Source organism: Pseudarthrobacter sp. CC12, assembly GCF_039907755.1.
Taxonomy (GTDB): Bacteria; Actinomycetota; Actinomycetes; order Actinomycetales; family Micrococcaceae; genus Arthrobacter; species Arthrobacter niigatensis.
Window position 1 is genome coordinate 25,225 of record NZ_JARDJH010000013.1, and the last position, 12,827, is coordinate 38,051.

Genomic DNA, 12,827 nt, shown 5'->3' on the forward strand with positions numbered 1-12,827 from the left:
CCTTAAGTTGTGTAGCTGAAGGCCACAGGGCGAATGGCGTGTGATTCGCGGTAAGTCTGCGGCGGGGAGGGTGGGAAGTGGGAGAGGGACCATTGGTGGACCTGTTGGACGTCTTGTCGCAGCTGCTCCATCAGTGACTCGGCGTTTTCAAAGGCCCGTTGGGGTCGAAGTTTCGTGGCGAGTGCAATACGGATGGTTTGTCCGTAGAGATCCTCGTTGATGTTCAGGAGGTGGGCTTCCAGCAGGCGTTGGCCTTTTTCGGCGTAGAACGTCTGCCGGCGACCTATGGAGACTGCGGCCGGAACCCACCTGCCCGCTCCGAGCCGTGCGATCGCTCCCCAAACGCCGTCCTCAATGTCGTCGTTCTTTATCGGGATGTTGGCGGTGGGGAACCCGAGGAGTCTGCCTCGCTGGTCACCGTGTTCCACGGTGCCTTCGATGGTGATCACTGTGGTGCCCCAGTTGATGTGCCCGGCGCTGCCTGCAGGACGGTGTCGAGCCAGGGAACGCGATTGGAAAACCGGATGATCTTGGACGGGACCGTCCAACGGTAGGCATCGTGTTCGTCGTTGATTGTTAGCCGGCGCCTAAGACTTGTCGCGGTGAAGGTGTGCACCAGCCAGGGGTTACCCTCTTGGTCCGGAATCAGGAGTTGCCCTCCGGGCTGAAAGTCGGCCAGGTCCTGCGGCGTGAGCCCGGCTTCTTCCTCCAGCTCGGCAAGGGCCTGCTGCTCAGGGGAAACGTTCGGCTCGAGATAGCCGGTGATGCAGTGCCACAGGCCGCCTTCGTGTCCGACAGACTCGCTGCGCTTGAAGAGGGCGATCCGTCCGCGCCACTGAACGACGGCCGCGATGACCTCGCGGGGAAGGCCGGTGGTCGCTTTGTGGTCTTGTTGCAGTGTCGCCTGCAGGGTCAGGGTGTTCATGCGGTGCTCCGGGTAGGACGGGGTTTCACGCGCTGACGGCTATTTCACCGCGTGTGCGGTGAACGCTATTTCATGCTCGCCGGGAGAGGTACTGGTCGCTGGTCATCACTTCACACATTGGTGAGAGCAGGCCCAGCAGTGCCAGCGTCTGTTGCTGGGCTTGATCGGCGACGGCGGCGCAGCCATCGGAGATAACGGTGACGAACCGGCCGGCGTCAACAGCGCCTAGCGCGGTAGACAGGACACAGCAATCAGTCGCTACCCCAGTCAGGACCATGCGTGTCCCTTCCGGGACGAGGGCGGCCAGCTGTGGACCCCACTTGGAGAACGTCGGCGCGTCGACCACCGTTGCTGTGCCTGGGACATCGATGGTGATGTCCCAGGCGTTGGAATTGGCTGGGTACCGCATCTCGTTCCAGCGCTGGTAGTAAGCGGCCCAGGCGCCGTGCTCGGTCTCGTCCCGAACGAAGCGGGTGAACACGGCGCTTGATCCGAGTTCTTGCTGGAGCTGTTCGATAACGGGGACTATCTCGTCGTAGCGGGGAACCTGCCATTGCCCCTCGTCCCGGAAGACCCGCTGCATGTCGATCACGACGAGCCTGACTACGTCGGGGCGAGGGGCGGATGTCACAGGATCTGTCCAGCGGGGGTTCGGTCCAGCATCTCGTGGCCGGAGAGACGCTGGCGCCGCTGGGTGGCGAAGTAGACGGCTGCCGCGACGGCTGCTCCGACGTAGTAGGAGAGGTCCCCGATCCCTGGGAAGGCTGCGGCGATAGGGCCCGTGTAGATGGAGGACATCCAGAAGGGGGAGGAAAGGACCACTCCCGCGGCCCAGGCCACGAAACCCCATTCAAACTTTCGGGACTTGTCGAACAGTTCACGCAGGCCGCGTTCTGTGCGGCGCCCACCAAACAGGTAGTCGCAGACCAGGACGGCGACGTAGGGGGCGATGCAGTAGGCCGTGAGGTTCAGGAATGCCGTGAAGCCTTCGTTGAAGCCGGTCTGCCCCCACTGGGCCACCAGGTAAGAGGCCACGCAGATGAAGACGACTGCGGTGTGGCGTTTTACCGGTACGCCCATCGTTTGAATGGAGATGGCACCGCCGTAGACGTTCAGGAAGTTCTGGGTAAAGGAGGACAGTGCGACGACGCCGAGACCGACGGCGGCCCAGGGACCCATGAGTTCCTTGAGTGCACCGATGCTGTCGGATGCCGTCGTGGTGGTTCCCAGGAGGGTTCCAAGGATGCCCATCCAGACAAGGGTGATGAAGTTCCCGAGCATGGTGGCCCACCCTGCGCCGCGCCGGTTACCCGGGGTGTTGGGGAGGTAGCGGGAGTAGTCCGAGGCAAAGGGCATCCAGGCGACGATGAAGGAGAAGAACCATCCGAAGAAGATGATCCACCCACCGACCCCGTCAAAGCCCTTTGCAGCCGGGTTGAAGTCGCTCTCAATGCGTCCGCTGGCCGCTGCCACGACAGTAATGAAGATAAAGCCGATGACAAGCACGAAAGAGAGGATTCGCTGCAGGAAGTGGATCAGGTTGTAGCCGATGACGGCGACGCCGAGCTGGATGCCCATAAGGATCAGCGAGGAAAGCCAGAAAGGAATATCAGTCAGCAGGGAGATGGCCTTGCCGCCGAGGATCACGGTGACGGCTGCCCAGCCGATGCCGGCGAAGACGTTCACGTAGGCGACGGGGAAAAGGTTGCCGATGAAGCCGAGTGGTCCGCGGCCCTGCATCTGCTGGGGGACTCCAAGGCGGACTCCCATCTGTGACAGGTACCCCATTCCCGCGGACGAGGTTACCCCAGCGAGGACGATGGCCAGGGCCGCGGCCCAGAAGGGGAGGCCGAAATACGTGGCACTGAACCCAAGGACGACGATGGGGAAGTTCATTCCTGCGGCGAACCAGAGGAAGAACTGGGAGCGGGGTTTGCCGTGTCGTTCGACGTCGGGGATGTGTTCGATGCCGTAGGGCTCGATTTTAGTGAGGCTGTTGCGGTAACCGCGGTCTTCGGCGACGCTGTCTTCGGCCGCGTGCATGGTGTCAGGGCTCATCTGTATGTCCTAATGTGGAAGGCGCACCCGTTGGTGCGCTGCTTACGAGCAGATGGGGTCGGTGTGGCTGGAGCCTGTCGGAGGGTGGCCAGCCGCGCCGGCTGTTTAGAGTTCGGCGAGTTCAGCGCCGTCGAAGAACCGTCCGGCCTTGTAGACCATAGGTGTGGTGTTGCTGGTTTCCGCATGGCGGACCCGGCAGATGAAAACGGTGTGCGTCTTGGCCTGGAACCGTTCCTGGATTTCAGCTTCCAGGGAAGCTGCGGATCCATCCAGCAGGGGACTGCCGTTGGGTCCGTCATGCCAGTCGAGCTCGGCGAACTTGTTGGGCGTCTTGGACGCAAACGTCTTGACCGTGTCCAGTTGTTCGGTGCCCAGGATGTTGATGCCGAGGTGGCTGGAGGAGAACAGGGCGGAGTAGGTGCTCGAGGTCTTCTGGACGCAGACGAGCACCAGGGGCGGTTCGAGGGAAACCGAGCAGTACGAATTCGCTGCCAGCCCCTTCGGGGTCTCACCTTCCTTTGTGGTCACCACCGTTACCCCGGTGATGAACTGGCGGTTGAAGGACTTCATCAGGTCCGGGTCCAATTCCGGGAAGTCCTCGCCGCCGGGGGCGGCCGGTGTCGCGATGCCGCGCAGGGGCCTGATCCCGAGACCGGCAAGCAATTCGCTTCCGTCCCACGTCACGGACTCCTTCAGGATTCGTCCGTTTTCAAGGACGAGGATGTTCGATCCGCGGGTCTGGACGGTCAGTCCGGTTGCGGGGACGCCGAGGTATTCGTTGGTGTGGGTTCCGGTGGAGGTCCAGAAGACGGCGACGGTGCCATCTCCTTCGACGACGTCATCGACCGTGGTGCGCAGATCGGGGAAAGCTTCCCGGACCGCCGCGATCTCTGACTTAAGGCCGGCAAGGTCAACGGTTGCACCCGTCGCCTTGCTGGTGCGCGTGTAACCGGGGGCTACGAGGCCGTCCAGGGCGTCAAGGTCACCCTTGTCCCAAGCGGCCAACCAAGCCGACGTGATGAGCGGTTCCAAAGTCTGTTGCATACCAAGAACGGTAAGCTAGCTCACAAGCCAAGGTCAAGGGGGTTGAGAAAATCACGTATGTTTCCGGCTTTTCTACGGTTTTTGCAGATTTTTGGAGGTCCTATTGACGTTGCTGATGCATGCAACATACGCTTTCATGTATGCAAGATAATCTCGCAACAGTCGGTGAAGCCGCCGAACAGGACGGACTCCTGGATCGCATCCGCAGGCTCGTCCTGAGCGGGGAGTTCCCTCCGGGGGCAGTCCTTCCGGAGGCCTTTCTGGCGCAGGAATTCGATGTCAGTCGAACACCGATCAGGGAGGCCCTAAAGCAGCTTCAGCACGAAGGGCTTGTTGAGATCCGCCCGAAAGTAGGCACCTTCGTCCGCGAGCCTACGCGCCGGGAGATCATCGAACTCTTCCAGCTCAAGGAATCCATGGAGGGACTGGCCGCTTCCCTGCTTGCCCGCCGCGGAGAGGTCCCGGAACTCGCTGTACTGCGGCGGAACCTTGAAGAATCCGAAATGGCCTCGCTCACGCACGACACCGACGCCTATGCCCGACTTGTCCACGAATTTCACTGGACCATCGTGCGCGGCTCGGACAGCCACAAGCTCGTAGAGCACTACGGGCGGCTCATGAACCAGCTCGCCTACCAACGGCTGGTCCTGCGCACGGTCGAACATCCCGGCAGGCTTGAAGCCTCCACCCGTGAACACCGTGCGGTCCTGGAAATGATCGAACACAAAGACCCCTTCGGAGCCGAATCCGCTATGAGGAACCACGTTCATGCCTCCTCCCGGGAAGCTCTGAGCGACACCGCAGTGGATCCCCGGAGTTGAACACACCACGAAAGGAAGCCATGCGCTTCGTTACGACCGAAAAGACTCGACGATGAACGACCAAACTCCTGGCATCCGGAAAATCGTGTATTACAGCGAGGAAATCCTGGACGAGAACGGCCTCGCGCCGGCCATCCCCGCAGTCCGCGCCACTGCAGCGGCAGTGGTCACCAATCCCTGGCTGGATGGCCGTCCGACGGATGACCTCAGCGAGGAAGTGGTCCAGCTCGCGCCCGTCCTGGCACGTAAACTCACCGACGTGCTCGCTGAAAACCTCGGTGGCGTCGAAGCCATCCAGGCTTTCGGCAAGGCGGCAATCGTCGGTACAGACGGTGAAATCGAACACGGCGCCGCCCTGATCCACACACCCTTCTTCGGCAACCTCGTTCGCGAATTCTTTGAAGGCGAGTCCATCATCTGCTTCGCCGACGACCGCGGTGACGCCGGGGCCTCGCTCGTCGTACCACTGTGGCACAAGAACGCTGCTGCAACGCGGACCCACTACCAGACCATCACAACCCGTGTCAGTGACGCGCCGCGCCCGGGCGAGATCGTCGTCGTTCTCGGGGCCTCCACCGGCCCGCGCCCGCACTCGCGCATCGGCGATCGCCGTACCGACCCCATCGTCAAAGCAGACACAGTAGGAGAACTTGTTTCATGAGCATTCGTAAGATCGTCACCGTCACCGAAGACGTCCTCACTGAAGGAGGACGGGAAGTCAGCCCGGCCGCGCGTGTCGCGGTTGTCGCGGCCATCGTCAAGAACCCGTGGGCCGGCCAGGGATTCGTTGAAGACCTTTCCGAAGGTATCGACGCCAACGCTTCGGACCTTGGAGCGCTTCTCGCCCCGCGGGTGCTCGAGGCCCTGGGCGCTCCAGCCGAGGCGTATGGCAAGGCCGCCATTGTGGGGCTCAACGGCGAGATCGAGCACGGCTCGGGGCTGATCCACACCTTGGCCTTCGGAAATCATTTCCGGGACGCCGCCAACGCCACGACACTTCTGCCCGCAGTGGAAAAGCGCGGTCCCGCCGGTGTCCTGTTCGACATCCCGCTCAAGCACATCACCGATGCGACCATCCGCTCCCACCACCAGAGCATCGAGGTCAGGATCAACGACGCACCGCACGCCGATGAAATCGTGATCGCCCTCGCCGCCGCTGCCCAGGGCCGGCCCCAGCAACGCCTGGCAGCCTTCTCCACCGAAAAGAACTGAGGTGCCATCCGCCGTGAGCCGTGAGCGTGTAGCACTGATCCACGGGGTGGGACTGGATGGATCGATGTGGGAGCCCCTCCGCGAATACCTCGAACCGGAATACGACGTCCAGGTCCTGGAACTGCTCGGACACGGACAGCGTCCACCGGCCCGGGACGGAGTCACGCTTGCCGAGCTCGCGGCGGACGTCGCCGGACGGCTCGAACCGAACACCCATCTGGTGGGTTTCTCGCTCGGCGCCCTCGTGGCCCAGCACGTGGCCAGATTCCGACCTGACCTGGTGGCGAGCCTGGTATCGGTGGCATCCGTGTGCGACCGCACTTCCCAGGAGCATGCCGCGGTTATGGTCCGGCTCGCCTCCGCTGCATCGGATTTCCCTGCGACGGTCGAGGCATCGATCGAGCGCTGGTATCCGGAAGAATCCGCTGTCCCCACGGCACTGATCGATGCCACGCGCGAGGTGCTGCAGAGGAACGATCCGAAGTCCTTCCTAGCCTGCTACCGCGTCTTTGCCACCGCCGACGCCGAAATCGCGCCAGAACTCCCTGACATCAGCGTACCTTCCCATGCAGTGACGGGGGAGCTGGACCCGGGCTCCACGCCGGAGATGAGTGCCCGGCTTGCCGCGGCCATTCCCGGCTGTACCTACTCCATCATTCCCGCCGCACGTCACATGATGCCGGTCGAGCGTCCACAGGAACTCGCCCACACGCTGACCGCCTTTATCAAGGAGCATTCAAATGTCCGCTGAACTCCGCTACGACCACTTCATCGGGGGTACCTGGTCGCCTCCAACTGGTGGCGAATACTTTGCCAGCACGAACCCCGCAACCCTCGAAGTGCTCTATGAAGCTGCACGGGGAACCGAAGAGGACGTCCGCCGCGCCGTCGCAGCAGCCAAAGAAGCCTTTGAGTCCCCGCTGTGGCGCGACCTCACGGCCACTAAGCGCGGCCACCTGCTCCGCCGCCTCGGGGACTTGATTGGCGAACACGCCGACGAACTCGCCGAACTGGAAACCCTTGACAACGGCAAGCTGCTGCGCGAGATGCGTGGCCAGATGACCTCCCTGCCCGAGTACCTGTACTACTACGCCGGGCTGGCCGACAAAGTCCAGGGCAGCCAGATCCCCACGAACTCCATCACCATGCTGAACTACACCCAACGTGAGCCTCTTGGCGTCGTGGGTGCCATCACGCCGTGGAACTCGCCCCTGACACTGACCACCTCCAAGCTAGCCCCGGCCCTGGCCGCTGGCAACACCGTCGTCATCAAGCCCAGCGAGTACACCTCCCGGACCATCCTCCGCGTAGCCGAGCTGGCCTCCCAGGCAGGGTTCCCCGACGGGGTCGTGAACGTTGTGACCGGCTTTGGACAGGAAGCAGGAGCAGCCCTGGTCAGCCACCGCGACCTGGCTAAGATCTCCTTCACCGGCTCAACCCAGACAGGGGCCCGAATCGCCGCAGAGACGGCATCACGCTTCATCGGCTCGACCCTGGAGCTGGGCGGCAAGAGCCCCAACATTGTGTTCGAGGACGCGGACGTATCCAACGCGGCGATGGGTGTCATCGCCGGGATCTTCGCGGCGGCGGGTCAGACCTGCATTGCCGGCAGCCGGGTCTTCGCGCACCGCAGCGTCTACGACGAACTCGTCGAGCGCGTCGCCGAGCGAGCGGCCTCAATCATCATCGGTGACCCGCGGCTGGCCACCACCGAGCTCGGCCCCCTCGCTTTCGGTGCCCAGCTGGACAAGGTCAGCTCCTACGTCGATCTCGGTGTCAGCGAAGGTGCAACTGTCCGCACCGGCGGCAAACGCCCAGAGATCGAACTTCCCGGGTACTTCTTCGCACCCACGGTGCTGACCGATGTGGACAACAGCATGCGTGTCGTGCGGGAGGAAATCTTCGGACCAGTGGCGGCGATCATGCCCTTCGAGTCCGAGGACGAGGTCGTGGGTCTGGCCAACGACACCGAATACGGACTCGCCGCCGGTATCTGGACCCAAAACCTTGCACGTGCCCACAGAATGGCGCGGCGGCTGGAAGCAGGCACGGTGTGGGTCAACACCTACCGGGCGATGTCCCCGATGTCACCGCGCCAGGGATTCAAGAACTCGGGCGTCGGCATTGAGCACGGACTCGAGTCCATGCACGAATACACCCGGCTCAAGAGCGTCTGGATCAACACCGACGAAGGCCCCGTCTCTGATCCCTTCATCATGCGCAGCTAAAGGAAAACCCCACATGCCACTTATCGAAGTATCCATCGCCCGGGGCCGCAGCCCCGAACAGCTCCGCTCGCTCATCAACGAGCTTCACCAGGCCGCCGAAAAGGCAGTCGGCGCCGTACCGGAAAACACGACCGTCATCATCCGCGAAATCGAGCACGAGCATTGGTCCCGCGGCAATCGGACCATCGCCGAACGTAACGCCGCAGCCACGAACTAGCTACGGCGCAGGCCTTGCCGTAGCGGCCGACCCCCATAAACCGGCCCCCACTAAGGAGTTATCAATGCGCTTTTCCCTCTTTGTCCACATGGAACGCTGGGACGAATCTGTCTCGCACCAGGAATGCTTCGAGAACCTGACCGAGCTCACGCTCATGGCCGAGGCCGGCGGCTTCAGCACCGTCTGGATCGGCGAGCACCACTCGATGGAATACACCATCTCGCCGAGTCCCATGCCGCAGCTCGCCTACCTCGCGGCGCGGACATCAAAGATCCGGCTCGGCGCCGGAACCATCATCGCGCCGTTCTGGAACCCGCTCCGGGTCGCCGGGGAGTGCGCCCTCCTGGACGTGATCAGCAACGGACGCATGGAAGTAGGCCTGGCCCGCGGGGCCTACCAGTTTGAGTTCGACCGCCTCATGGGCGGCATGTCAGCCGTTGACGGCGGCAAGCACCTCCGCGAGCTCGTTCCGGCCGTGCGCAGGCTGTGGGAAGGCGACTACGCCCACGACGGCGAAGTCTGGCAGTTCCCCACGTCAACCAGTGTCCCCAAGCCCGTCCAAAAGCCCACGCCGCCCATGTGGATCGCTGCGCGCGACATCTCCTCGCACGAGTTCGCCGTCGAGAATGGCTGCAACGTGATGGTGACGCCACTGATGAAGGGCGACGAGGAAGTCGAGGACCTGGCACGCAAATTCGACTCCGCCGTCGAGAAAAACCCCGGCATTCCCCGCCCGGAGCTCATGGTCCTGCGCCACACCCACGTCCACTCGGCAGACGAGCCCCAGGGCTGGCGCCGCCCTGCAGAAGGCATCAACAAGTTCTACCGGACCTTCGACGCTTGGTTCGGCAACAAGACAACCCCCAAGAACGGCTTCCTCGAGCCCAGCCCGGAAGAAAAGTTCGCCGAACGTCCAGAGTTCACGCCGGAGTCCCTGCACAAGACGGCCATGATCGGCACCCCCGACGAGATCATTGAACGGCTCCGTCACTACGAAGCCCTCGGCGTCACCGAATTCAGCGTATGGTCCGACAACAGCCTCACCCACGAGGAAAAGAAGCGCTCACTCGAACTCTTCATCAAACACGTCGTCCCGGCGTTCCAGAACCAAAGCGTGACCACAACGAGCTGAGGCGATCAGAGGCCGACCACGGACCTTTCTTATCTCTTTCAGGCGGCGGTTCATCCTTAGCCAATCACTGGAAGCGCCCTAATTATGGCAGTCTAAACGAGACGCTTCTGCAGTTTGCTTCGGGCCTGAATCAAACTGCCATAGTGGCGGGCCCACATGGCGGCTCGCCGGTCGAGGAATCGTACGAGCAAATGCGGTCAAAACCCAAGACGTGGCAGAGCATCCGCGCGGCACCAAATTGGAGATCGCGCCCGGAAGTTACGTGAAGGAATATAATACCTTCCGCGCATCTTCTATGCATGGCGCGCATAGACCACTTCTCTCTCAGGGCCAGCTCATGTCCCAGTGGTTGTGAGGGGTTGCTGTCAAGAGGTTCCCGTGCGGGTAAGGACTGCCACGACTGAGGCGCAAGCGACGATGCCAGCGCCGAGAAGCAAGGCGGCTGAGTACCCGCTGGTGAGCAATGGTGCCGCGATTAGGGGCCCTGCGACCTGACCGGTGCTTAATACGATTGTGAGGATGGACACCGCGTGTGGTAGGCCGCTGGTGGCCCCCATGGTCATCGACAGTGTGGCAATCCCCTGGAACGTTGCTCCGAAGCAGGCGCCGGCCATCAGTGCTGGAAGGGCGCCGGGAAGCACAGCGGGTAGGGCCATGCCTACCGCCTGCAGTGCCAGGGCCGAGGCCAGCAGGGTCGGAGCTGAAATGCGGTGGGACAGCGCCCCGTACAGTGCTGAGGACGGGGCGGCGGCAAGTCCGACGAGGATCCAGCTGCTGTTCCCCACCCATCCGGGCGAATTAGCCGCGACCGCTGCGACGAGGAACGTGCCGGCAATAATGTAGCCGACGCCTTCGAGGAAGTAACTGACGGCCAGAGGGGTGAAGCCCCGGACGGCACGTCTCATAGCCTGAACGCTGGTTCGTTTCCCCGCGCGGGTCGTTGGCGGGCTTGTGATAACCGGATGAAGGGGTAGCCCCCATGCCAGCGCGGCCAGCACCAGGGAAGCCAGTGCAACGACCTGCCAGGCATGCTGCCAGCTGCCCCCGGAACCGAAGGCGAGGATCAAGATCCCGGACAGGGCGATACCGGCCCCAATGCCCCCGTATGCCCACCCGGTGACGCGCAGGCCGGCGGCCCGGCAGTGATAGGCGGTACTGGTGGCAATCATCACAAACAGCAAGGCGCTGGCAGTGCCCGCGAAGAACCGCAGGCCTAGCCAGATGAGTTCGTTGGAGGTGAGGCCCATTCCGAACAGGGAAAACACAATAAGCACCAGGCCGAAGCGGTAGAGGCCTCGGGAAGAGACCAGCCGATGAAATATCAAGGTCAGGAAGGGCCCGACCAAATAGCCGAGGTAGTTCGCCGTCGCCAAATTCGCTCCCGCACTGGAGGAAAGGCCCGCCTCTCCGATCATTAGGGGGAGGATCGGTGTGAAAGCAAACCGGCCAAGTCCCATAGCCACGGCGAAACTGGCCGCAGCCATTCCTACCATGCGTGGCACACCAACACCGACAGCACTCACAGCGGCATTTCCTTTCTATTTCCTGCAGGAAACCAGTCGAGCAGAGCGTCCCTTCAATTACCGTAGGTGCCGCAGGTAGTGCCAAAAGATGTCGATCATCAAGTGTGGCTATGCTTGGGAAGCAAGGATGTGAAGTACGGCACCTCAGGGCTTTCGTCGCGGTTCCCTTCCTCGCGTTCCTGCCGGCATGCTAATGCTGCTCGGAACCATCACGCTGGACGACCGACGTCTCTCATCAGGCCGTCACTAGCGCTTGGATCAGCGGGTCAGCTGGTGTCGGGCACGGGAGTCTGGGATCGGTGCAGCGGCGACCCATCTGCGGGTGTAGTCGTTGGCAGCGCTGGTGTATATGTTCCTCATGCCAGGGTAACGGCAATTGCCCCAGCTACCTCAAATTGCGGCGTATATGATGATTCTTCGCAATAAGTGGCTGCATATTCGTTTCCTTGATGTACTGCCCGACAGGATGGTTAACAATATGATTAATTGCAGATTCATGTCCAGTCAATAAGTTATCGACAGAGATTTTAGAATTCATCCGGCTTTGCTTTTTCTTTGAGGGCTGGGCGAAGCGCCGAAGGATTTTAGTGGCATTATTGGCGATAACGTAAATCTTTCGTCCGCCAAGTATTCAAGTCTATTTCGTTGGGCGGCGTCCGTCTTTACATCTCAAACTGTCTGGTACTGGAACGAATGGTAAGTATGGGCTTCACCAAGGTGCGTCTTGGCTTTAGTCCTGGGTTTGCGACGTGGGCTAGGAGGGCTTTGGCGGCTTCTTCTCCCACCGTTTGGCTCTGAACATCCACTGAGGTGAGGTCTATGTATTGGGACTTCGCCAAGGGAGTATTGCCGTAGCCGATAACCGAGAGGGTCTGCTCGGGTGTATCCCCTCGGTTGCGTATGGCGGCCAGCGCACCAACTGCCAAATAGTCGCTGGTGGCGAAGATCGCGGTGATGTCACGCTGCGAGTCCCAGATTTGGCAAGCAGCCCTGTAGCCGTCTTCCTCAACATCTCGAGCGTTTTCCCCGACAACTGACACTTCCAGGACTCCTGCCTTATGCATTGCGTCCAGGAATCCTGTGCATCTTCTTTTGGCTGCAGCTCCGCTGGAGGTAAGGACGACCACGCGTGAATGGCCAAGGTTAAGCAGATGTTGTCCCGCGAGTACACCCCCCAGCCTGTCGTCACTGGCGACGAGGCCCACCGACAGTGGTGGTATGCCGCCACTCCAACCCACGACGACGCCAGGCGGCCGCCTTGGGAGAGCTAAACGGCCTCCGCACTCCGCTGAGAGCACCAGACCTTCCACATTTGTGGACAGGAGACTTTCAAGAGCTTCTTCTCCCGGAGTCCCTGCTGGTGCTTCCGTCACAGCAACCTTGTATCCGTCGTTTCGAAGAACTGTTTGAATGCCCTGAACCAGTCCGGATGTCCCCAAGCTTCGGTAGTCGTCAACGACGAACCCGATGCATTTCGTTCTTTTTTTCCGACTGGCTAATGTCCTCGCCGCATGGCTCGGCCGATACCCAAGGGCGGAGATCGATGCCACCACTGCCGCGCGGCGACGCTCGCTTACATGAAGGGAGCCCCGCAGTACGAGGGAGACCAGAGAAGGTGAAACACCTGCCAAGTCAGCCACATCATAGATTGTGGGCTGCGCCAAAGG

14 protein-coding genes are annotated in these 12,827 nt (G+C 61.7%); 7 read left to right on the forward strand and 7 right to left on the reverse strand.

The features are described from left to right. Window positions 1-2: 2 nt before the first annotated feature. The 5 genes from PV772_RS11180 to PV772_RS11200 all read right to left on the reverse strand — a co-directional run bounded on the left by PV772_RS11180 (window position 3) and on the right by PV772_RS11200 (window position 4,027). Window positions 3-449, reverse strand: a complete 447-nt coding sequence (locus PV772_RS11180; protein ID WP_347886179.1) for a riboflavin kinase — start codon at window positions 447-449, stop codon at window positions 3-5. Next, window positions 446-925 carry an NUDIX domain-containing protein gene (locus PV772_RS11185; protein WP_347886180.1) on the reverse strand — a complete coding sequence of 160 codons (480 nt, stop codon included), beginning with the start codon at window positions 923-925 and terminating at the stop codon, window positions 446-448. Before PV772_RS11185 ends, PV772_RS11180 begins: the two co-directional genes overlap by 4 nt. Window positions 926-995: 70 nt before the next feature. Then, complete coding sequence (locus PV772_RS11190; RefSeq protein WP_347886181.1) at window positions 996-1,556, reverse strand: isochorismatase family protein; 561 nt, start codon at window positions 1,554-1,556, stop codon at window positions 996-998. After that, window positions 1,553-2,983 carry a cytosine permease gene (locus tag PV772_RS11195; protein WP_347886182.1) on the reverse strand — a complete coding sequence of 477 codons (1,431 nt, stop codon included), beginning with the start codon at window positions 2,981-2,983 and terminating at the stop codon, window positions 1,553-1,555. The genes PV772_RS11190 and PV772_RS11195 overlap by 4 nt, the downstream gene beginning before the upstream one ends. Window positions 2,984-3,088: 105 nt before the next feature. Next, complete coding sequence (locus PV772_RS11200) at window positions 3,089-4,027, reverse strand: flavin reductase (RefSeq protein ID WP_347886183.1); 939 nt, start codon at window positions 4,025-4,027, stop codon at window positions 3,089-3,091. A 140-nt stretch (window positions 4,028-4,167) separates the two neighbouring features. Between PV772_RS11200 and PV772_RS11205 the strand changes: the two genes are divergently transcribed. The 7 genes from PV772_RS11205 to PV772_RS11235 all read left to right on the forward strand — a co-directional run bounded on the left by PV772_RS11205 (window position 4,168) and on the right by PV772_RS11235 (window position 9,637). Next, complete coding sequence (locus PV772_RS11205; protein ID WP_347886184.1) at window positions 4,168-4,848, forward strand: GntR family transcriptional regulator; 681 nt, start codon at window positions 4,168-4,170, stop codon at window positions 4,846-4,848. A 52-nt stretch (window positions 4,849-4,900) separates the two neighbouring features. Beyond that, entirely contained in the window at window positions 4,901-5,509 is a 609-nt protein-coding gene (locus tag PV772_RS11210) for an amino acid synthesis family protein (protein ID WP_141182922.1), read from the forward strand. Beyond that, complete coding sequence (locus tag PV772_RS11215; protein WP_110542234.1) at window positions 5,506-6,060, forward strand: amino acid synthesis family protein; 555 nt, start codon at window positions 5,506-5,508, stop codon at window positions 6,058-6,060. Before PV772_RS11210 ends, PV772_RS11215 begins: the two co-directional genes overlap by 4 nt. Before the next feature lie 13 nt (window positions 6,061-6,073). Further along, window positions 6,074-6,811 (forward strand): alpha/beta fold hydrolase, encoded by a 738-nt coding sequence (locus PV772_RS11220; RefSeq protein ID WP_347886185.1) that lies wholly within the window; start codon window positions 6,074-6,076, stop codon window positions 6,809-6,811. Continuing rightward, the gene (locus tag PV772_RS11225) at window positions 6,801-8,288 is read left to right on the forward strand and encodes an aldehyde dehydrogenase (RefSeq protein ID WP_347886186.1); all 1,488 of its coding nucleotides are present in this window, start codon (window positions 6,801-6,803) and stop codon (window positions 8,286-8,288) included. The genes PV772_RS11220 and PV772_RS11225 overlap by 11 nt, the downstream gene beginning before the upstream one ends. Window positions 8,289-8,301: 13 nt before the next feature. Beyond that, on the forward strand, window positions 8,302-8,505 hold the full coding sequence (locus tag PV772_RS11230) for a tautomerase family protein (RefSeq protein WP_347886187.1): 204 nt from the start codon (window positions 8,302-8,304) through the stop codon (window positions 8,503-8,505). Between the two features lie 64 nt (window positions 8,506-8,569). Beyond that, window positions 8,570-9,637, forward strand: a complete 1,068-nt coding sequence (locus PV772_RS11235; RefSeq protein WP_347886188.1) for an LLM class flavin-dependent oxidoreductase — start codon at window positions 8,570-8,572, stop codon at window positions 9,635-9,637. A 365-nt stretch (window positions 9,638-10,002) separates the two neighbouring features. On the opposite strand, the gene PV772_RS11240 is transcribed toward PV772_RS11235, so the two are convergent. After that, the gene (locus tag PV772_RS11240; protein WP_347886238.1) at window positions 10,003-11,130 is read right to left on the reverse strand and encodes a YbfB/YjiJ family MFS transporter; all 1,128 of its coding nucleotides are present in this window, start codon (window positions 11,128-11,130) and stop codon (window positions 10,003-10,005) included. 692 nt (window positions 11,131-11,822) lie between these two features. Then, window positions 11,823-12,800: a LacI family DNA-binding transcriptional regulator gene (locus PV772_RS11245; protein WP_347886189.1), complete on the reverse strand. Its 978-nt coding sequence runs from the start codon at window positions 12,798-12,800 to the stop codon at window positions 11,823-11,825. Between the last annotated feature and the right edge of the window lie 27 nt (window positions 12,801-12,827).